Below are 19147 nucleotides of genomic sequence, written 5' to 3'. Positions count from 1 at the left end.
GTGCCGGGTGCGCCAACCGTGATCAGGTTGCAGGCGTATTACGACGCAGGCGATAGGCGGCCGTGTGCAGCGCGGTCACGCCCGCGGCGGCGAAACTGGGTTCCTGCGCGAGGATGTCGCGACGCTCGATCGGCTCGATGGTCCAGCCGTCCGCGAACAAGGCGCGCACTTCGGTGTCATCGACCGAGAACGGCGGGCCGGCCTTCTCGTGCTGCGGATATTCCAGCGTGATCAGCAGACCGCGGCACCCGGCCGGAAGGCTGGCATACGAGGTGGCGAGATAACGCCGGCGCAGATCGGCCGGCAATGCGATCAGGGCGGCGCGATCGTGGACGGCGGCGCAATCGGCCAGCACTTCGGTATCGAGCGCGAAGGCATCGCCGCAGATCAGTTCGTAAGGGCCGGCGACGTAGTGCGTGCCGTAACGCGAGGCATGCGTCGCTGGCGACAGCCCGTTCTCGTCGAAGAACTGCCGCACCGCCAGTTCGGAAAGCTCCACGCCCAGAATGCGGTGTCCGCGCGCGGCGAGCCACGGCATGTCCAGTGTCTTCCCGCACAGCGGCACGAACACACGGCTGTCCGGCGGCAGCGACAGCGCATCCCAGTGCTGCTCCAGCAGGGGCGACACGCGCGCCTGATGGAAACCGATCTGGTTGTCGCGCCAGCGTTGCTGCCAGAACCCGGCTTCCATCATTCCACCGACAGCGCGTCCACTTTCTGCCATCCGCGCGGCAGCAGGCCGCCACGCGAGGCGCGCGCGCCGAGGTATTCGTCGAGGTCCTTGAACGACAGCGACATGGTGCGGCTGCCGGATTTCACCTGCAGCGTGCCGCCGGGCGACACCACCGCGATCGCCACCACGCGTTCGGTGCCGCGCTTGGCCTTGGGAATCTCGATCAGCTTGTTGCCCTTGCCCTTGTCCAGTTCCGGCAGTTCCGCGACGGGGAAGGCGAGCAGATGCCCGGCGCTGGTGACGGCGACGATGCGATCCTTGGCTGCATCGGTCACCGCCACGGGCTGCACCACGACCGAGCCCGGCGTCAGCGACAGCATCGACTTGCCGGCCTTCTGCCGTCCCGTGAGATTCTCGAAACGCGTGACGAAGCCGTAGCCGTGCGAGGACGCCAGCACGAAGCGCGTGTCGTTGTCGCCCGTCACCAATGCCTGGAACGAGGCGCCGGCCGCCGGCGAGAAGCGTCCGGTGAGCGGCTCGCCATTGCCGCGCGCCGACGGCAGCGTATGTGCCAGCGTGGAATAGCTGCGCCCGGTGGAGTCGAGGAAGGCGACCTGCTGCGTGCTGCGGCCCTTGACCGCCGCCAGCAATCCGTCGCCTTCGCGATACGACAGCGACGCGGCATCGATATCGTGACCCTTGGCCGCGCGGATCCAACCCTTCTCGCTGAGCACGACAGTCATCGGCTCGCTGGCGACCAGTTCGGTTTCGTCCAGCGCCTGCGCGGCTTCGCGCGAGACTAGCGGCGAGCGGCGCGCATCGCCGAATTTCTTGGCGTCGGCCAGCAACTCTTCCTTGATCAGCTTCTTCAGCTTGGCCTTGCTGCCGAGGATGGCGATCAGTCGATCGCGCTCGCTGTCCAGTTCGTCCTGCTCGCCGCGGATCTTCATTTCCTCCAGGCGGGCGAGCTGCTTCAGCTTGGTGTCGAGGATGTAGTCGGCCTGCTCCTCGCTGAGCTTGAAGCGCTTGATCAAGGCCGCCTTGGGTTCGTCCTCGGTGCGGATGATGCGGATCACTTCATCGAGGTTGAGGAAGGCCACCAGCAGGCCTTCCAGCAGGTGCAGGCGGCGCTCGACCTTTTCGAGGCGATGGGTGAGGCGCTTGGTCACCGTGTCGGTGCGGAACACCAGCCATTCCGACAGCAGCATCTTCAGGTTCTTCACCTGCGGACGGCCGTCGAGACCGATCACGTTGAGGTTGACGCGATAGCTCCTCTCCAGATCGGTGGTGGCGAACAGATGTCCCATCAGTTGTTCGACGTCGACGCGGTTGCTGCGCGGCACCAGCACCACGCGCACGGGATTGGCGTGGTCGGATTCGTCGCGCAGGTCTTCCAGCCACGGCAGCTTCTTGGCCCGCATCTGCGCGGCGATCTGCTCGATCACCTTCGACGGCGACACCTGGTAGGGCAGCGCGGTGATGACGATGTTCTGGCCTTCCTTCACGTAGGTGCCGCGGGCGCGCACGCCGCCGTTGCCGGTTTCGTACATCGCCAGCAGATCGGCGGCCGGCGTGATGATCTCGGCGGTGGTCGGATAGTCGGGGCCGCGGACGTGCTCGCACAGATCGCGCACGCTGGCGTCGGGATCGTCGAGCAGGCGCACGCAGGCGCTGACGATTTCGTTCAAGTTGTGCGGCGGCACGTCGGTGGCCATGCCCACCGCGATGCCGGTGGTGCCGTTGAGCAGCAGGTGCGGCAGGCGTGCCGGCAGCCAGGTCGGTTCTTCCAGGGTGCCGTCGAAGTTGGGCGTCCAGTCGACCGTGCCCTGGCCGAGTTCGCCCAGCAGCACTTCCGCGATTGGTGTCAGCTTGGATTCGGTGTAGCGCATCGCCGCGAACGATTTCGGATCGTCCGATGAGCCGAAGTTGCCTTGGCCATCGATCAGCGGATAGCGGTACGAGAACGGCTGTGCCATCAGCACCAGCGCCTCGTAGCAGGCCGAGTCGCCGTGCGGATGGTATTTGCCGATCACGTCGCCGACGGTGCGCGCAGACTTCTTCGGCTTGGCCGCCGCGTTCAAGCCCAGCTCGCTCATCGAATAGATGATGCGGCGCTGTACCGGCTTGAGCCCGTCGCCGAGGAAGGGCAGGGCGCGGTCGAGCACCACGTACATCGAATAGTCGAGGTAGGCGCGCTCGGCGTATTCGCGCAGCGGGATTTGTTCGAAGCCGTGGAAGACGGGGCGGACGGGGTCGGCCATTGGCGGGTGTGTTCTCGGGTGTTGCGTGGACAAGCCCACAGTTTAACCGGCCGCTCCGGGTCGGATTAACGTTTTTTCATCCTGCGGAAAGCCGCCGGCATGGTCCGCGCGCATAGCTTGCGCATCGCAATCCCGCAAACCATCCGCATACCTCCGGAGAAACGCCATGACCCGTTTACTGCTTCCGATCGCCGCCGCCGTTGCCATCGGCCTGGCCGGCGGCGCATGGACGCCCGCGCATGCCGCGACCAAGCCCGTCGCCGCGGCGACGACTGTCAAGCACACCAAGCTCGCCGCCGCGGGCCAGGCCAAGCAGGTCTGCCGCGATGCCAAGGGCAAGTTCGAGAAATGCCCGCAGGCGCAAACGCAAACCAAGGCCAAGCGCTGCCGCGATGCGGCGGGCAAGTTCACCAAGTGCGCGGCCTGAGCAAAAGCCGCTGACGACAGGTGACGGGAACGGCAGTGGTTGCGAGGGTGGCCACTGCCGTTCTTTGTTGCGCGGAATGTGAGCGGGAGCGTTTGTCAAACACCGACCCGCTGGATAGAGTCGCGGAACATGCCCGCCATGCCGGCTCAGGCCGAAGCAGGGGCGACGAGAGGGAGAGTTCCGATGCGACCATATCGACCATATGCGGCAGCAGTCATCGTTCTGATCGTCGCGGGCCTGGCGGCCTGCGCCAGCAACACATCGGCACCGCAGCAAAAGACCGAACCATCGGCGGCGACAGAACCCGTTCCCGCGCCCGGTTCCGACCGCGACGCGCATGGATGCATTCCCTCGGCCGGCTACGCCTGGTGCGCCAGTACCAACAAGTGCGAGCGGTCGTGGGAACTGGCCAAGGAGAAGGGCTTCGAACTAACGCCGGAAGCTTTCGACAGCTACTGCAAGAATCCGCCCGGCAAGCCGCAGGCCGGCGGGTGACCCAACAAAAAACCCCCGCTTTCGGCGGGGGTTTCTGTTTAGAGCCGACGACGAGCGAAGTGGCTCGAAGTCAGGAGTCTGGTGCCCAGGAGAGGACTCGAACCTCCACGGTGTTACCCGCTAGTACCTGAAACTAGTGCGTCTACCAATTCCGCCACCTGGGCAGGTGAGCCGCGTATGTTGCTGCGCGAGACGTCCGTTGTCAACGGAGTTACCTGCGAGGGCGGGTTCCGGGCGCCCGGACGTGTAACATCACGGCAATGGCAAAAACTCCCAGCAAGCGCGGCGGCAGCCGCGGCAAGCCCCCTGGCAACAAGACGGCCGCGCCGAAGCGCGGCGGCGGGGCGAAGGCGTCGGGCAAGGCCCGCAAACTCCCCGGATGGATGCCTGAATCGGCGATGTCCGCATCGGCCGGAAAACCCGAGCCGCGACCAGGCAAGCATTCCGGCAAGCGTGATCATCCCACCCCGGCCGGCAAGGCGAAGCCGTCAGCGCAGCATGGCGGATCGGGCAGGAGCGGCACTCCCCAGGACCCGCACGCCGCGCGCGAGGCCGAGCGCTACGAGTGCCCCATCGCCAGCCGCGAGGCGATCCTGCAACTGCTGGCCGATGCCGGCGGGCCGCAGACGGCCGAAGCGCTGGCCGAGCAGCTGCAACTCACCGAGCCGGACCGTTTCGACGCCCTGGGCAAACGCCTGGCGGCGATGCTCCGCGACGGCCAGCTGCTGCAGAACCGGCGCGGCGGCTATGTCCCGGCGCAGCGATTGGACCTGATCCCGGGCACGGTGATCGCCAATCCGGAAGGATTCGGATTCCTGCGCCCCGAACCCGGCACTCCCGGCGCCGGCGACGACCTGTTCCTGCCACCCTACGAGATGCGCAAGGTCATGCATGGCGACCGCGTGCTTGCCAGCATCACCGGCGTGGATCGGCGCGGCCGTCGCGAAGGCGCGATCGTGGAAGTGCTGGAACGCCGCCTGAATCGGCTGATCGGACGGTTCGAACTCGAATCCGGCGTCAGCTACGTGGTGCCTGACGACCGCCGCATCCAGCGCAACGTGCAGATTCCCGCCGACGCGCGCGAGGGCGCGCGCCACGGCCAGCTGGTGGTCTGCGAGATCACGCAGCCGCCGACCGCGCAACGTCCGCCGATCGGTCGCGTGCTCGCGGTGCTGGGCGACAAGCTCACGCCGTCGCTGGTGGTGGAGGCCGCGATCCACGGCCATGAACTGCCGCATGAATTCCCGCAGGCGGTGCTCGACGAAGCGACCGCGGTGCCGCTCGCCGTCGATGCCGCCACTGCCGCGGCCCGCGTCGATCTGCGCAAGATGCCGCTGGTCACCATCGACGGCGAGGACGCCAAGGATTTCGACGACGCGGTGTATTGCGAGGCCAACCGGAATGGGTTTCGCCTCGTCGTCGCCATCGCCGACGTCTCGCACTACGTGCAGCCCGGAACCCCGCTTGATGATGAGGCGCAGAAGCGCGCCACGTCGGTGTATTTCCCAGGCTTCGTCGTACCGATGCTGCCGGAGACGCTGTCCAACGGCATCTGTTCGCTGAATCCGAGGGTCGATCGCCTGTGCTTCGTCTGCGACATGCAAATCGGACGCGATGGCGAGGTGACCAAATCGCAGTTCTACGAAGCGGTGATGAACTCGCACGCCCGCCTGACCTACACCCAGGTCTGGAAAGCGGTGGGCGAGGACGATGCCGAAGCGAAGGCACAGGTCGGCGCGCTGCTGCCCGACGTGCAACGCCTGCACCAGCTCTACGCGATCCTGGCGAAGGCACGTGAGAAGCGCGGCGCGATCGAGTTCGAATCGTCGGAAACGCGCTTCGTCCTCGACAACAAGGGCGAGGTGACGCAAGCCGGCATGCTGGTGCGCAACGACGCGCACAAGCTGATCGAGGAATGCATGATCGCTGCGAACGTCGAGGCGGCGAAATTCCTGCTCGACAAACAGGTGCCGGCGCCGTTCCGCGTCCATGACAAGCCGCCGGAATCGAAATACGAAGACCTGCTGGAATTCCTCAAGGAGTTCAGCTTGCGCATGCCGCCGTGGGCGAAGCTGCAGCCGCGCGATTTCACCCAGCTGTTGAAGAAGGTGCGCGAGCGTCCGGATGCCGCGCTGATCGAATCGGTGCTGCTGCGCAGCCAGAGCATGGCGGTGTACACACCCGACAATCTGGGTCATTTCGGCCTGGCGCTGGCGGCCTACGCGCACTTCACCTCGCCGATCCGGCGCTATCCGGACCTGCTGGTGCATCGCGCGATCAAGTACGCGCTGTCCGGGAAGAAGGCGAGCGGCTACCTGTATTCGCCGCGCGAGATGGCGGCGCTGGCCCTGCAGTGTTCCGAGCGCGAGCGCCGCGCCGACGAGGCCGAGCGCGAAGTCGACGAGCGTTACCGCGCCGCCTGGATGGAGCAGCACGTCGGCGGCGAATTCGACGGCGTGATCAGCGGCGTGACCAGCTTCGGGCTGTTCGTCGAGCTGGACCAATCCAAGGTCAACGGCCTCGTCCACGTGACCCAGCTGCCGAACGACTATTACCATTTCGATCCGGTGCGGAAGACGCTGTCCGGCGAGCGGACCAGCCGCAGCTTCCGCCTCGGCGATCGCGTGCGGGTGGTGGTGCTGAAGGCGAGTCTGGAGGAGCGGAAGATCGATTTCCGTCTCGTCGAGGAGCGTGGCGCGAAACCGCTGCCGCCGCGTGGACAGCCGGCGAAGCGGGCGAAGCAGAAATACTGAGTTTGCTTTTCCTTCTCCAGCTCGGAGAAGGAAAAGTCGGGGCAAGGGCAAGGCATGAGCAAAGACAACCAATGGATCGTCGGCATCAATGCCGTCGCCGCCGCCTTGGAACACGACGCGGAACACGTCCGTGAAGTGCTGCTGGAAGCGGGCGCGAAGAATCCGCGCATCGTCGAGATCGAAGGCGCCGCGCGACGCATGGGCATCGACGTGCGCCGTGTCGCGCAGCAGGCGCTCGATGGCGTAGCCGGTGGCCTGCGCCACCAAGGCGCGGCCGCGCGATACGCCGCGGCGAAAACCTGGGACGAGCACGAACTCTCCGCGCTGGTCGAAGCGGCCGAGGGCAGGGCGCTGCTGCTGGTGCTCGACGGCGTGCAGGATCCGCACAATCTCGGCGCCTGTCTGCGCAGCGCGGCGGCGGCCGGCGTCACCGCGGTGGTGATTCCGAAGGACAAGGCGGTGCAGGTCAACGCCACGGTGCGCAAGACCTCCGCCGGCGCGGCCGACAGCATTCCTGTGGTGCGCGTCACCAATCTCTCGCGCACCTTGCGTGATCTGCAGAAGCAGGGCGTGTGGATCTACGGCCTGGCCGGCGAAGCACAGAGTTCCCTATATGCGCTGGACCTGCGCGGCAACGTCGCCTTCGTGCTCGGCGGCGAGGCGGACGGTCTGCGCCGGCTTACACGCGAACATTGCGATCAGTTGGTGACAATCCCGATGCCGGGGCTTGCCTCGGCGGCCGTGGAAAGCCTCAACGTTTCGGTCGCGGCCGGCGTCACCCTGTTCGAGGCCGTGCGCCAGCGGCAACAATGAATCAGATCAAAGCAACTCCGGAGGGAACATCGATATGAATATCCAGTGGTATGACTGGGTCGGCATCGTTGGCACGTTGATGGTGCTGTTCGCCTACTACCTGCTGCAGGCGGGCCGTTTGCACGGCAACGGATTGCTGTATCAGTTGCTCAATTTGTTCGGTGCGGCCGGCGTGCTGGCTTCGTTGTACGGCAAGTTCAATATCGCGGTGTGCCTGCTGATGGTGGTCTGGCTGGTGATCAGCGTGTACGGCCTGGCGCGGACCTTGAAAGGCGGCGGGGCGCCGAAAACACCAACGCCTTAGTCATTCGCCGCGTGGTTACATGGCGGTCAACTTAGCCTGCTCCGCGCGTGCGAAAGTGACCGCCACACAGGAAGCGGGGACGGCCCCGCCTCTCCAACGCATCCCGGGACGGCCCCATCGATTGGAGGCGATCTCATGCCCTGGATCATTCTCGTGCTCGCCGGTTTGTTCGAGATCGGCTGGGCGATCGGCCTGAAATACACCGAAGGTTTCACGCGGCTCTGGCCCAGCGTCGGAACGATCGCTGCGATGGCGATCAGCCTCGGCCTGCTTGGCGTCGCCATGAAATCGTTGCCGGTCGGCACGGCCTACGCGGTGTGGGTGGGCGTGGGCGCGGTGGGAACGGCGATCCTCGGCATCGTATTGCTCGGGGAGCCGGCGAATGCGGGGCGGCTGGCCAGTCTGGGATTGATCGTCGCCGGCATCATCGGCCTGAAACTGGCGTCCGCTGCGTGATCGCGACATGGCTGGATGTTTCCGGTCATCGGGCCTGAAGTGAAATTGTGTAACTCCCGCGCCTCTCGCTAGGCTTGCACCCATGGTTCGCCGAAAGCGCCACCGCCGACCGATTTCCCTGCTGCGCCTGTGTCTGCTGGCGTTGCTGTCGCTCGGCTTGGTGTTGCAGCCGCTGCTCGCGGCGGTGGGCGAGTTGCACGAGCTGGCGCACGATCCCACCGGCACGCATGCCGTCCTGGATGGCGGCGACGTCGCAAAAGACGGCTCCGCGAAGGACGACTCCGCGAAAGATGCGGGCGAGAAGAGCGATCCATCCAGTCTGCACTTGCTCCTCGAATACGCACACTGCTGCGGGCAGATGCCGTTGTCGGCATGGCCTACGGCCGCGTCGGCCACCGTTTTCCCCGTCATCGCTGATCCGCCGCAAGCCGAGCCGCAATTGCCGTTGCAGGCGCGTGCCTTCATTCCATTCCGTCCCCCGATCGTTGCTTGAGTGCATGACCGGCCGCTGAGCGGCCGATGTTCACTCTTGCAATCACATCGAGGGATTCTTCATGTTCGTGCGACTCGCGGCCGTGGCCGCCTGGGTCGTCGCGTGCGCGCTGGCGTTGCCGGCGCGGGCGACCGATCCACCCAGTTTCGAAACTTCGCGCTCCGGAACTTCATACTCCAAAACGGTTCCAGACACGGCGCAAGCACCCGCCGATCTTCGCGCCGCGGTGCGTGAAGCATGGCTGCGCTATCCGGGCCAGCGTGTTGCCGAGGCCCAGCTCGCGGCATCAAAAGCGCGCCGTGATGCGGCGGCACAACCGCTCTACAACCCCGAACTCGTATTCGCCCGCGACGACGAAGGCACGGATGTCACCACCACTGGGGGTGCGTCGCTGACGCTCGATCTGAGCGGCAAGCGGCGCACGCGCCGTGATGCCGCTGATGCTCGCGTCGACCAGAGCATGGCCGACGCGCGACTGCGGCGACGTGATTTCGTCAGGCAATGGTTCGCGGGCTGGTCCGCGTTGCAGAGCGCGCAGCAACGCGTCGTGGTCGGCGAGCGTCGGCTTGCACTGACACGCCGTTTCGCGGAGATCGGTGGCAGGCAGTTTGCGGCCGGCGATATTTCCGGCGCCGAACGCGATCTCGCGCAACTCGCCCACGACGAGGCGCAGGCACAGCAAGCGACGCTGGTGGCCGAGCGTGCGCAAGCCGAGGCGGCGTTCCGTTCGATCGGCGGCGATGAGCGCGCACTCGCATCGTTGGCGTTGCCGAGCGATGGACTGCCACTTCCGGAAGCCGTCGTAAGCGATGCCGATGTCGAAGGCCTGCCCGAATGGCAAGTGGCCGATGCGGCGGCGCGCGCGGCCGACCGGGAAATCGCGGTGGCGCGCCGCAATCGGATTCCAGATCCGACCGTGGGATTCAACGCCGGACGCATCCGCATGGGCGGCGCCAGCGACAACGTGTTCGGTGTTTCGCTCAGCATCCCACTGTTCGTGCGCAATTCCTATCGTGCCGAAGTGGTCGCGGCGAACGCGGAGGCGGATGCGGCGAACGCGGAGCGGCAACGCATCGCCGCGGAGCTCGCCGCTGAGCGGCAACGATCGATCGACAGCTATGCATCCGCATTGGCGGCATGGAAGCAATGGCGCCTCAGCCGCGCCACCGACGTCGAGCGACGCGCCGAGCTGCTGGAGCGCACCTGGCGCGAAGGCGAGATCTCCACATCCGAATATCTGCTGCAGCTGAAGCAGTCGCTCGACACCGCCCTGGCTGGCGCCGAACTCGAAGCGCGTCTGTGGCAGACCTACACCGACTATCTCGCCGCCACTGGCCGCATCGAACGCTGGGCCGGTTTGGAGGAAGCGCAATGAAGGAGAACATCATGATGAGAACGCGAGCCATGGCATCGATGCGAACGATCCTGACGCCGCTCGCGGCATCGCTGCTGATCGCGCTTGCCGGCTGCTCCAAGGAAGCCCCGTCGAAAGCATCGGCATCCGCGGAAACCGACAAACAGCGGACCGCGACCGACATCAAGCCGAAAGAGGAAGCGGCGGAGGCCGATCATCAAGAGGATGGAGAGGATCACGAAGAAAGCGAAGGTGTAGCCACCACGGTTTCGATGGATGCGGCCGCGATGCAAGCGGCCGGCATCCGTGTGCAGGCGCTCGCGCCTTCCGCGATCGGCGGACAGCTGCGCGCGCCGGGCGAAGTGCTCGACAACGCCTACGGCACCACGCTGATCACGCCGCGCGTGGCGGCGTTGGTGGTGCGGCGGCATGCGAAACTCGGCGACGAGGTGCGCGGCGGAGCGCCGCTGGCGACATTGGCCAGTGTCGAGGTCTCCGACGCGCAGGCCGAGCTGCGCATCGCCGAACAGGAATGGCGCCGCGTATCGGCGCTGGGCACGGAAGCGGTTTCGGGGCGGCGCATAGGTGAGGCTAGGATCGCCGTCGACCGCGCGCGCGCGAAATCGCAGGCGTATGGATTGCCCGGAACGTCGAGTGGCAGCGTCAACGGTCAGTTCACCCTCAGCGCGCCGCATGCGGGGCGCATCACCGAGGACGATTTCGTCGTCGGCGAACGCATCGAACCAGGGCGGGCGCTCTATCGTCTGGTCGACGAAAGCACGGTCTGGGTCGACGCGCGTCTGCCTCCAGGCAGAGTGCCGGACCTGAAACCCGGTGCCGAGGCGACCATTGTCGCTGGCGGCGAGCGCATCACGGGCAAGGTGCTGCGCACCTCGCATCGCACTTCCGAGAGCACAAGAAATGCCGTGGTGCGGATCGAGGTGCCGAACGAAAACGATCGTCTGCACGGCGGCGATTTCGTCGACGTCTATCTCGATGCCGGCAGCGGCGATACGTCGAGACTGAGCGTCCCGACCACGGCACTGGTGCAGATGCAAGGCGATACCGTGGTGTTCCGTCAGAACACCGCGAGCGCGCTCGAGGCGGTGTCGGTACGTACCGGCGCGGTCGTCGGCGACGTGACGACGATCGAGGAGGGGTTGAAACCGGGCGATCGCGTCGTGGTCGAAGGCGCCTTCGCCGTCAAGGCGAGCATGCTCAAATCGCAGTTGGGAGAAGGGCATGGGCACTGATGACATGCGAATCTCCCGCAAGAGCGCGCATGCCTCGCCGCGCGGACGGCGCTGCTGCGATGTGCGCACTGCTCAATGTTCGGGAGGCGAGTCATGTTGAACCGCCTTGTCGAACTTTCCCTGCGTTACCGATTCCTGGTGCTGATCGTCTTCGCGGTCGTTGCCTTTCTCGGCATCAGCGCGGTGCGCAGCGTACCCATCGATGCGTTCCCGGACGTCACGCCGGTGCAGGTGAACGTCTACACCGAATCGCCTGGACTGGCGGCGGAGGATGTCGAGGAATTGCTCACCACGCCGGTGGAATCCGCGCTGGCGGGTCTGCCGAAAGTGCAGGAAATCCGCTCGGTCAGCCTGTTCGGGCTGTCCTACGTCTCGGTGTACTTCAGCGACGACACCGACATCTTCTTCGCGCGGCAGCTGGTCAACGAACGCCTGCAGGAAATCGGCGATCGCCTGCCGGAAGGTTACGGTAAACCATCCATGGGGCCGAACACGTCCGGTCTCGGGCAGGTGTACTGGTACACCATCGAGCGCGCGCCGGGTGTGAGCAAGCAGCAGGTCAGCGACATGGATCTGCGCACCTGGCAGGAGTGGACGGTGCGGCTGATCCTGCGGACCGCTCCCGGTGTCGACGATGTCAGTTCCTGGGGCGGTGGCGAGCGCCAGTTCCAGGTGCGGATCGATCCGCAGAAACTGTACGCGCGCGGGCTCGGCTTCGCCGACGTGATCAATGCCTTGCCCGCCAACAACGGCCAGGTCGGCGGCAATGTCATGGATGTCGGGCGCGAGCAGTTCCTGGTGCGTGGCCTCGGCCTGCTCAAGTCGACCGAGGACATCGGCGCGATCGTGCTCAAGGCCGTGGATGGCGCGCCGATCTATTTACGCGATGTCGCCGAGGTGGTGGAAGCGCCGGCACCACGCTTCGGCGCGGTCACGCGTGACGGGGAAGAGGTGGTGCTCGGCATGGCGCTGTCCCGCATCGGCGAGAACGCGCGCAACGTCGTCGCCGCGGTGAAGGACAAGCTGGACGTCGTGCGCGCGGCCCTGCCCAAGGGCATCGTGTTGAAGCCGATCTACGAGCGCACCGATCTGGTCAACAAGGCGGTCAGCACGGCGACGCGCGCGCTGATCGAAGGCTCGCTGCTCGTGGCGGTGATCCTGTTCCTGTTCCTCGGTGAATTGAGATCCGCGCTGGTGGTGATCGTGACACTGCCGCTGGCGATGCTGATCGCGTTCATCGGCATGGGACAGTTCGGCCTGTCGGCCAATCTGATGTCGCTGGCGGGTCTGGCCATCGGCATCGGCATGATGGTGGACGGCGCCGTGGTGATGGTGGAGAACGCCTTCCGCATCATGGCCGAGCGTCGTGCGCACGGTGAACATGTGAACCGTGTTTCCGCGGTGCTCGCGGCGGCGCAGGAAGTCGCCAATCCGATCGCCTTCGCCATCCTGATCATCATCGTCGTGTTCCTGCCGCTGTTCTCGCTGGAAGGGCTGGAAGGGAAGATGTTCAAGCCGATGGCCTTCAACATCGCCTTCGCGATGGCGGGTTCGCTGGTGCTCAGCCTGACGCTGATTCCGGTGCTGGCCTCGATGATCCTCAAGCCCAAGGAAGAGAAGGACACATGGCTGGTCGCCTGGCTGAAGCGCCGCTACCAGCCGCTGCTGGAATGGGCGCTTGCCCGCAAGAAGGCGGTGGTGGGTATCGCGCTGGCGGCGTTGCTGGCGAGCCTGGCGCTGTTCCCGTTCCTCGGCAAGGAATTCATGCCGCAGTTGCAGGAGGGTTCGATCATGTGGCGCGTCACCGGGATTCCATCGACGTCGTTGAACGAGTCGATCCGGACCAGCAACATCATCGCCAAGGCGTTCAAGAAATTCCCGGAGGTCGAGACCACACTGGCGATGATCGGTCGCGCCGAGAAAGGCGAAACCGCGGACGTCAATTACATGGAGATCTACACCGCCCTCAAGCCGGAAAAGGAGTGGACCAGCGGCCGCAGCATCAAGCAACTGGAAGAAGCGATGCAGGAAACACTGGAGAAGGAGGTGCCCAACGTTGTTCCCGGGTATACCCAGCCGATCCAGATGCGCGTGGAGGAATTGATCTCCGGCGTCCGCGCCACGCTGGCGTTGAAGCTTTACGGTACCGATCTCGGGCAGCTCGATCGCTTGAGCGGGCAGATCAAGGGCGTGCTCGGGAAAGTGCCGGGCGTGGCCGATCTGTCGCTGGAGGCCAATGTCGGCAAGCCGCAGATCCGCATCAAGGTCGATCGTCAGGAGCTGGCGCGTCATGGCATGAATGCCGAGGATGTGCTGACGATCGTCCGCAACGGGCTGGGCGGCGAGCCGGTCAGTGTGTTGTTGGACGGTGTCAGGCGCTTCGATATCGCGGTGCGGCTGGATGAGGCGACTCGCGGTTCGGTGGAGGCGTTGCGGCGGATTCCGCTGCGCACATCGGCTGGCGCCGTGGTGCCTTTGTCGGAAGTGGCGCAGATTGAAATCGCGGAGGGATACTCCTTCGTGCGTCGCGAGCAACTGCAGCGTTATGCCGTGATCCAGATGGACGTGCGCGGCCGCGACATCGACGGTTTCGTCAAGGAGGCCAATGCCGCGATCGGACAGCAGGTGAAGCTGCCGCCCGGTTACTGGATCGAGTGGGGTGGTGCGTTCGAGAACCAGCAGCGCGCGCTGTCGAAGCTGGCGGTGATCGTGCCGGTGACGATCTTCTTCATCTTCGTCCTGCTCTACACGGCGTTCAATTCGGTGAAATACGCCGCCTTGATCCTCGCCAACGTACCGTTCGCCACGATCGGCGGACTGGTGGCATTGTTCGCGACGGGGCAGTACCTGTCGGTGCCTTCGGCGATCGGTTTCATCGCCGTGTTCGGAGTGGCGATGCTCAACGGCATCGTGCTGGTGAGCTTCCTCAACGAACTGCGAGGCAAGGGGTTGTCGCCGCGCGAAGCGGTGCGGCAAGGCACGGCCTTGCGCTTGCGTCCGGTGCTGATGACCGCCAGTGTGGCGATTCTGGGCCTGGTGCCGATGCTGCTGTCGAGCGGCGTCGGCGCGGAAACCCAGCGGCCTCTGGCCACGGTGGTGGTCGGCGGATTGATCAGTTCGACGCTGTTGACGCTGATCCTGCTGCCGGTGCTGTACGAGTGGCTGGAGGATCGCGTCGAAAGCAAGCGTGCCGAAGGCAGGCATGTCGGTGGCGAGCATGAGGAGAATGTCGCATGAGCGCGGGGCACGATCACGGTACGGGCGAAATCCGCCACGAGACACCGTTGTGGTGGGCCTTCGGCCTGACCGCGGCCTTCCTGGTGGCGGAGGTGGTGGGTGGCATCGTCACCAACAGCCTCGCGCTGCTGTCCGACGCGGCGCATATGGGGACCGACGTGATCGCGCTGGCGATCTCGTTGTTCTCGGTGCGGCTGAGCCGGCGTCCGCCGGACGCGAAGCGCAGCTACGGCTACGCGCGCATGGAAGCGCTCGGCGCGATGGTCAACGGTGGCCTGCTGTTCGTGGTCGCGATCTACATCCTCTGGGAAGCGGTCGGGCGCTTCCGGCAACCGCCGGAAGTCGCCTCCACGGGCATGCTGGTGATCGCGGTGCTGGGACTCGTGGTGAATCTGATCTCGATGCGCCTATTGCGCGCGGGAAGCGGCGAGAGCCTCAACGTCAAGGGTGCGTATCTCGAAGTCTGGGCCGACATGCTCGGATCGATCGGCGTGATCGCGGGCGCGATCGTGATCAAGCTTACGGGATGGACGCCAGTCGATCCGATCGTCGCCGTCCTGATCGGCCTGTGGGTGCTGCCACGCACCTGGATGCTGCTGCGTCAGGCCGGCAACGTGCTGATGCAGGGCGTGCCGGAAGGATTGTCCCTGGACGAAATACGCAAGACGCTGCTGGCGCAACCCGGCGTGGCTTCGCTCCATGATCTGCATGCCTGGGCCTTGGGTTCGCGCGAACCGGTGCTGAGCGCGCACGTCGTCATCGATATGGAGGCGTCACCGGATCGGATACGCGCCGCACTAGTCGAGATGCTGGAAACCCGCTTCGGCATCGAACATTCGACGCTGCAGATCGAACAGGAGGATTGCAGCGGGAACGAGACGGCACCGGGTGACCTGCACGCCTAGGCGCGCTCGCGGCTCCATTGGTTGGCGATCCTGCAGAATAGCTGCGCGGTGCGCTCGGTGTCGTAGACCGCCGAGTGCGCATCCTCGCTACTCCATTCCATGCCGGCCGCCTGCACCGCGCGGGCGAGCACGGTCTGGCCGTAGGCCACGCCCGCCAGCGTCACGGTGTCGAACACGCTGAAGGGATGGAACGGGCTGCGCTTGTGGCCGGTGCGCGCGATCGCCGCATTGAGGAAATTGAGGTCGAAGTGCGCGTTGTGGCCGACCAGGATCGCGCGCTGGCAATCGTACTTGCGCACGGCGGCGCGCACCGTTGCGAAGACGTGGTCGAGTGCCTCGCGCTCGGGCTTGGCGAAGCGGAACGGGTGATCGATGACGATGCCGGTGACTTCCAGCGACTTCGGATCGATTTGCGTCCCAGGCGCCGGGATGACGTGCGCGCTCGCGCCTTCGCCGGGGATGAGCCGGCCTTCCTCGTCGAGGTCGATCGGCAGCACGGCGATTTCCAGCAGGGCGTGGCGATTCCAGTCGAAGCCGCCGGTCTCGACGTCCACGACGACGGGAAGGAAGCCGCGGAAGCGCTCGGACATCTTGCGGAATGTGGGGAAGGCGGCGCTCGGATCGGCTTGCGTCATGCCGCAAGCCTATCAAAGCTGGCGGCAGGGACGGCAGTCGCGGTTCCGGAACCGGGAATTACGCGCGTGTCCCCAGCACCGTGCCTTCTTCCTGAAGCCGCGCCAGCATCGACCGGCCCTCGTGCAGAAAGGCGTCGAGGTCCTGGGCGGCCGCTTCTTCGGCAAGCGCCAGCAGCTGCTGGTGGCCGGACAGCTCCGGTTCGAGGTCGAGGCGTTGCAGCAGGCGGTAGGTCAGCGGGCTCAGTGCATGGAAACTCACCTTGCCGTTGCTCTCGCGCCGAAGCAGCAACAGCGTGGGCTGCAATGGCGGCGTTTCGGGCCTGTAATCGGGGCCGATCCGGTTGACCGGCCAGGCGTAGGCCAGCGGCCATGCCAGGGGGGAGAGGACCGGGCTGCCTGCCAGCAGGTCGCCGTCGGAGTCGTGAGGAATGTCGTGGATGGAGGCTTCGCTGATCTGAAGCGCCAGCTCCACCCATTCGTAATGGGCGAGTTCGTACAGCCAGACGGGATCTGCGATGCCGCCGCGCTGGCCATAGGGCTCGATGAGCCGCGCTTCCAGATAGCGCAGGAATTCGCGCGGCAGCTCCGGGAACAGCGGTGTGCGGCATTCGTGGTCGCGGTAGAAGTCGCGGATCAGCGTCTGCCATCCCGCATCGCCGTAGATGCGGTGCAGGACCGGGAAATTGCCGGCGAGCAATCCCGAGACGTTGTTGAAGAACAGTTCGCGATAGATCTTCAGCCGGCGCGGCTCGATGCCGGGCGGCGGCGCGATGTTATCCGGATCGCGAATGTAGGCGGCGAGCGCATCCTGTTGCTGTTGCAGGCTGCTCATACGGCGGATGAGTTTCGTGATTTTGCATTGGAAAGTCCGGCCACGGACCGAGCCGTGCCGTCAGCGCGGCGAGAGGCTCTTGCGGAGGGATCCGCAAATTCCGCCAGTTGCCGACGCACGGTGCCGAGTTCGTCCACCAGTTCCTCGAAAGGCGGGAAGTTGAAGTCGCGTTCGAGCAGCGTCGGTTTGCGTCCATGTACGCGATAGGCCTCGGCCAGCAAATCCCAGACCGGGTCGCTGACGCTGGCGCCGTGGGTGTCGACCTTCAGGTCCTCGGCCTCGTCGTAATGGCCGGCGACGTGGATGTAGGCCACGCGTTCGCCCGGAAGCGCGTGCAGGAATTCGTAGGGGTCGTAGCGATGGTTGGTCGCGTTGACGATGATGTTGTTGACGTCCAGCAGTAGTTGGCAATCGGCCTCGCTCAGCACCGCATTGACGAAATCGATCTCCGGCATCGCCTGGAACGGCGCGGCGTAGTAGGAAATGTTCTCCACCGCGATGCGCTGGCCGAGGATGTCCTGGGTGCGGCGGATGCGCGCGGACACGTGCGCGACGGCTTCCTCGGTGAACGGCAGCGGCAGCAGATCGTAGAGCTGGCCGTGGCTGTCGCCGCAGGCACTCAGGTGTTCGCTGTAGATCGAGACCGAGTGCTTGTCCATGAAGCGGCGCACCTTGCGCAGGAACGTTTCGTCGAGCGGCGCGGGGCCGCCCACGGAAAGCGAGAGGCCGTGGCAGACGAGGGGATAGCGGGAAATCAGTTCGGCGAAACGATCGCCGAGCACGCCGCCGACGCTGATCCAGTTCTCGGGCGCGGCTTCGAGGAAATCGAAGGTGCCGGGCATGGCCGCCTGCAGCGGATCGAGCAGGGATCTGCGCAGCCCCAGTCCGGCGGCGTCGGGAGCGAGAGGCTGAGGACTCATGGAGTCGAGAGTAACTTCAGGGAGAAGGCATGCAACGCATGCCGCTTGTGACGAACCTCCCCCTGCGAGAGGGGGAGGTTCGATGACTCATATCAGACGGAACCACCGCACTTGCCTTCACCGCACTTGCCCTCGGCACCCTTTTCGCCGGCCTTCTTGTCGGCGCCGCACTTGCCTTCGTGATGTGCTTTTGCCTCGGCTTCGTCGATGAAGCCATCCTTGTTGGTGTCGATGCTGTCGAACTTGGCATCTTTACCGGGATGGGCGGTGGTGAATTCGGCGCGCGAAACCTTGCCGTCTTTGTCGGTGTCGGCCTTGGCGATACCGCATTTGCCCTCGCCACACTTGCCTTCACCGCACTTGCCCTCGGCCTTTTTCTCGCCGCCGCAGCTGCCTTCCTTCTTCGTTTTGTCGCCGCCGCAGGAACCTTCCTTCGCCTTCTCGGCGGTGGGGGTGTCCTGTGCTGCGCCCAGCAGGTAACCCTGTGCCAGCTGCGTGGACGCGAAAGCGGAGCCGGACAGCATCAAGCCGCCGGCAAGGGTGGCGCCGATGGCGAGTGCGACGGGCTTCTTCGTGTTGGACATGATGCTCTCTCCTATTGGTGCGGGCTGGGCCCGCAAGGGGTGGTGATGTTAACCGGCAACGGTTAAGGCTTCGGGAATCTCGGGTGCGGGGGACAGGTATTGTCGCGCCAGGCTGCGTGCGCGATGCAAGCGGGCCTTGGCGGCTTCGGGATGGAGGTCAAGCTGCGTGGCGATCTCGGCGATGGTCAAACCTTCCAGGTCGCGCAGCAGGACGATCTCACGGTAGTGGGCGGGCATCGCCGCCAACGCCGCGGCCACGTCGCGGAGCAGTCCGTCGGGGGCGGGGTAGTACGGCCCGTCGATCTCCTCGAGGGTCGGCAGCAACACCAGATGCCGGCGCGCCCGCTTGAGGCGATTGCATTCACGTTTGATGATGCGGAACAACCAGGAGGTGTAGGCCTCGAGCGCGCGCAGGCCGCCGAGTTTGCGCGAAATCAGCAGCAGGCTTTCCTGCACGGCGTCCTCGACGTCGTTGATCTCGCAGTGATATTCGGCATAACGGCGCAAGTCCTGGCGCGAATGCGCGAGCACGCGTTCCAGGGCGGCGCGATCGCCCGAGCGCGCGCGCTGGAGCTGCTGCTGGAATGCGCTGCCGGCATTGCTGGACTCGGCGGACTGATCGGTCATGGGCTCCCTGTGTGCGCAAGATAGCGGATGACGATCATCCGCACGCAATACAGGAGGCCGGCAGTGCGGCGGGCGTTGCGCGCCGCCGCAAAAGTGAGCTGAATGGGTTCAGCGCTGGTTTATCC

Annotated in this window: 18 protein-coding genes and 1 tRNA gene; 11 read left to right on the top strand and 8 right to left on the bottom strand. The window is 65.4% G+C overall.

Going from position 1 to position 19147, the window contains the following annotated elements:
* Positions 1 to 22: 22 nt before the first annotated feature.
* Together LG367_RS14610 and parC are read right to left on the bottom strand one after the other, a co-directional pair.
* On the bottom strand, positions 23 to 691 hold the full coding sequence (locus LG367_RS14610; protein WP_226469997.1) for a thiopurine S-methyltransferase: 669 nt from the start codon (positions 689 to 691) through the stop codon (positions 23 to 25).
* Positions 691 to 2934, bottom strand: coding sequence for a DNA topoisomerase IV subunit A (gene parC, locus LG367_RS14605; protein WP_226469996.1), 2244 nt, complete (start codon positions 2932 to 2934; stop codon positions 691 to 693). The genes LG367_RS14610 and parC overlap by 1 nt, the downstream gene beginning before the upstream one ends.
* Positions 2935 to 3100: 166 nt before the next feature.
* Here parC and LG367_RS14600 point away from each other — a divergent pair, with 166 nt between their 5' ends.
* Both LG367_RS14600 and LG367_RS14595 read left to right on the top strand, forming a co-directional pair.
* Entirely contained in the window at positions 3101 to 3361 is a 261-nt protein-coding gene (locus LG367_RS14600; RefSeq protein WP_226469995.1) for a hypothetical protein, read from the top strand.
* Between the two features lie 183 nt (positions 3362 to 3544).
* Positions 3545 to 3856, top strand: a complete 312-nt coding sequence (locus tag LG367_RS14595) for a peptidase (protein ID WP_226469994.1) — start codon at positions 3545 to 3547, stop codon at positions 3854 to 3856.
* A gap of 79 nt (positions 3857 to 3935) precedes the next feature.
* On the opposite strand, the gene LG367_RS14590 is transcribed toward LG367_RS14595, so the two are convergent.
* Positions 3936 to 4020 (bottom strand) — tRNA-Leu (locus LG367_RS14590).
* Positions 4021 to 4116: 96 nt separating this feature from the next.
* Here LG367_RS14590 and rnr point away from each other — a divergent pair.
* The 9 genes from rnr to LG367_RS14545 all read left to right on the top strand — a co-directional run bounded on the left by rnr (position 4117) and on the right by LG367_RS14545 (position 15424).
* Positions 4117 to 6609: a ribonuclease R gene (gene rnr, locus LG367_RS14585; protein ID WP_226469993.1), complete on the top strand. Its 2493-nt coding sequence runs from the start codon at positions 4117 to 4119 to the stop codon at positions 6607 to 6609.
* Positions 6610 to 6663: 54 nt separating this feature from the next.
* Positions 6664 to 7422: a 23S rRNA (guanosine(2251)-2'-O)-methyltransferase RlmB gene (rlmB, locus tag LG367_RS14580; protein WP_226469992.1), complete on the top strand. Its 759-nt coding sequence runs from the start codon at positions 6664 to 6666 to the stop codon at positions 7420 to 7422.
* A gap of 34 nt (positions 7423 to 7456) precedes the next feature.
* Positions 7457 to 7726 carry a CBU_0592 family membrane protein gene (locus tag LG367_RS14575; RefSeq protein WP_226469991.1) on the top strand — a complete coding sequence of 90 codons (270 nt, stop codon included), beginning with the start codon at positions 7457 to 7459 and terminating at the stop codon, positions 7724 to 7726.
* Positions 7727 to 7861: 135 nt separating this feature from the next.
* Positions 7862 to 8182: a quaternary ammonium compound efflux SMR transporter SugE gene (gene sugE, locus LG367_RS14570; protein WP_226469990.1), complete on the top strand. Its 321-nt coding sequence runs from the start codon at positions 7862 to 7864 to the stop codon at positions 8180 to 8182.
* A gap of 82 nt (positions 8183 to 8264) precedes the next feature.
* Positions 8265 to 8675, top strand: coding sequence for a hypothetical protein (locus LG367_RS14565; protein ID WP_226469989.1), 411 nt, complete (start codon positions 8265 to 8267; stop codon positions 8673 to 8675).
* Positions 8676 to 8736: 61 nt separating this feature from the next.
* Entirely contained in the window at positions 8737 to 10050 is a 1314-nt protein-coding gene (locus LG367_RS14560; protein WP_226469988.1) for a TolC family protein, read from the top strand.
* 29 nt (positions 10051 to 10079) lie between these two features.
* The gene (locus LG367_RS14555) at positions 10080 to 11282 is read left to right on the top strand and encodes an efflux RND transporter periplasmic adaptor subunit (RefSeq protein ID WP_226469987.1); all 1203 of its coding nucleotides are present in this window, start codon (positions 10080 to 10082) and stop codon (positions 11280 to 11282) included.
* A gap of 93 nt (positions 11283 to 11375) precedes the next feature.
* On the top strand, positions 11376 to 14519 hold the full coding sequence (locus LG367_RS14550) for an efflux RND transporter permease subunit (RefSeq protein WP_226469986.1): 3144 nt from the start codon (positions 11376 to 11378) through the stop codon (positions 14517 to 14519).
* The gene (locus tag LG367_RS14545; protein WP_226469985.1) at positions 14516 to 15424 is read left to right on the top strand and encodes a cation diffusion facilitator family transporter; all 909 of its coding nucleotides are present in this window, start codon (positions 14516 to 14518) and stop codon (positions 15422 to 15424) included. The genes LG367_RS14550 and LG367_RS14545 overlap by 4 nt, the downstream gene beginning before the upstream one ends.
* Here LG367_RS14545 and rnt read toward each other — a convergent pair.
* From rnt to LG367_RS14520, 5 genes are all read right to left on the bottom strand, one after another.
* A complete protein-coding gene (rnt, locus tag LG367_RS14540; protein ID WP_226469984.1) occupies positions 15421 to 16059 on the bottom strand; it encodes a ribonuclease T in 639 nt (212 codons plus the stop codon). The genes LG367_RS14545 and rnt overlap by 4 nt on opposite strands.
* A 58-nt stretch (positions 16060 to 16117) precedes the next feature.
* Entirely contained in the window at positions 16118 to 16891 is a 774-nt protein-coding gene (locus LG367_RS14535) for an HvfC family RiPP maturation protein (protein ID WP_226469983.1), read from the bottom strand.
* Positions 16888 to 17811 (bottom strand): HvfB family MNIO-type RiPP peptide maturase, encoded by a 924-nt coding sequence (locus tag LG367_RS14530; protein ID WP_226469982.1) that lies wholly within the window; start codon positions 17809 to 17811, stop codon positions 16888 to 16890. Before LG367_RS14530 ends, LG367_RS14535 begins: the two co-directional genes overlap by 4 nt.
* A gap of 92 nt (positions 17812 to 17903) precedes the next feature.
* A complete protein-coding gene (locus LG367_RS14525; protein ID WP_226469981.1) occupies positions 17904 to 18395 on the bottom strand; it encodes an HvfA family oxazolone/thioamide-modified RiPP metallophore in 492 nt (163 codons plus the stop codon).
* 48 nt (positions 18396 to 18443) lie between these two features.
* Positions 18444 to 19022: an RNA polymerase sigma factor gene (locus LG367_RS14520; protein ID WP_226469980.1), complete on the bottom strand. Its 579-nt coding sequence runs from the start codon at positions 19020 to 19022 to the stop codon at positions 18444 to 18446.
* Positions 19023 to 19147 lie beyond the last annotated feature (125 nt).

This window comes from Luteimonas panaciterrae, assembly GCF_020511115.1.
GTDB classification, from domain to species: Bacteria; Pseudomonadota; Gammaproteobacteria; order Xanthomonadales; family Xanthomonadaceae; genus Luteimonas; species Luteimonas panaciterrae.
Note: the sequence above shows the minus strand (reverse complement) of the source record. Positions and strands in the feature narration are given on the sequence as shown.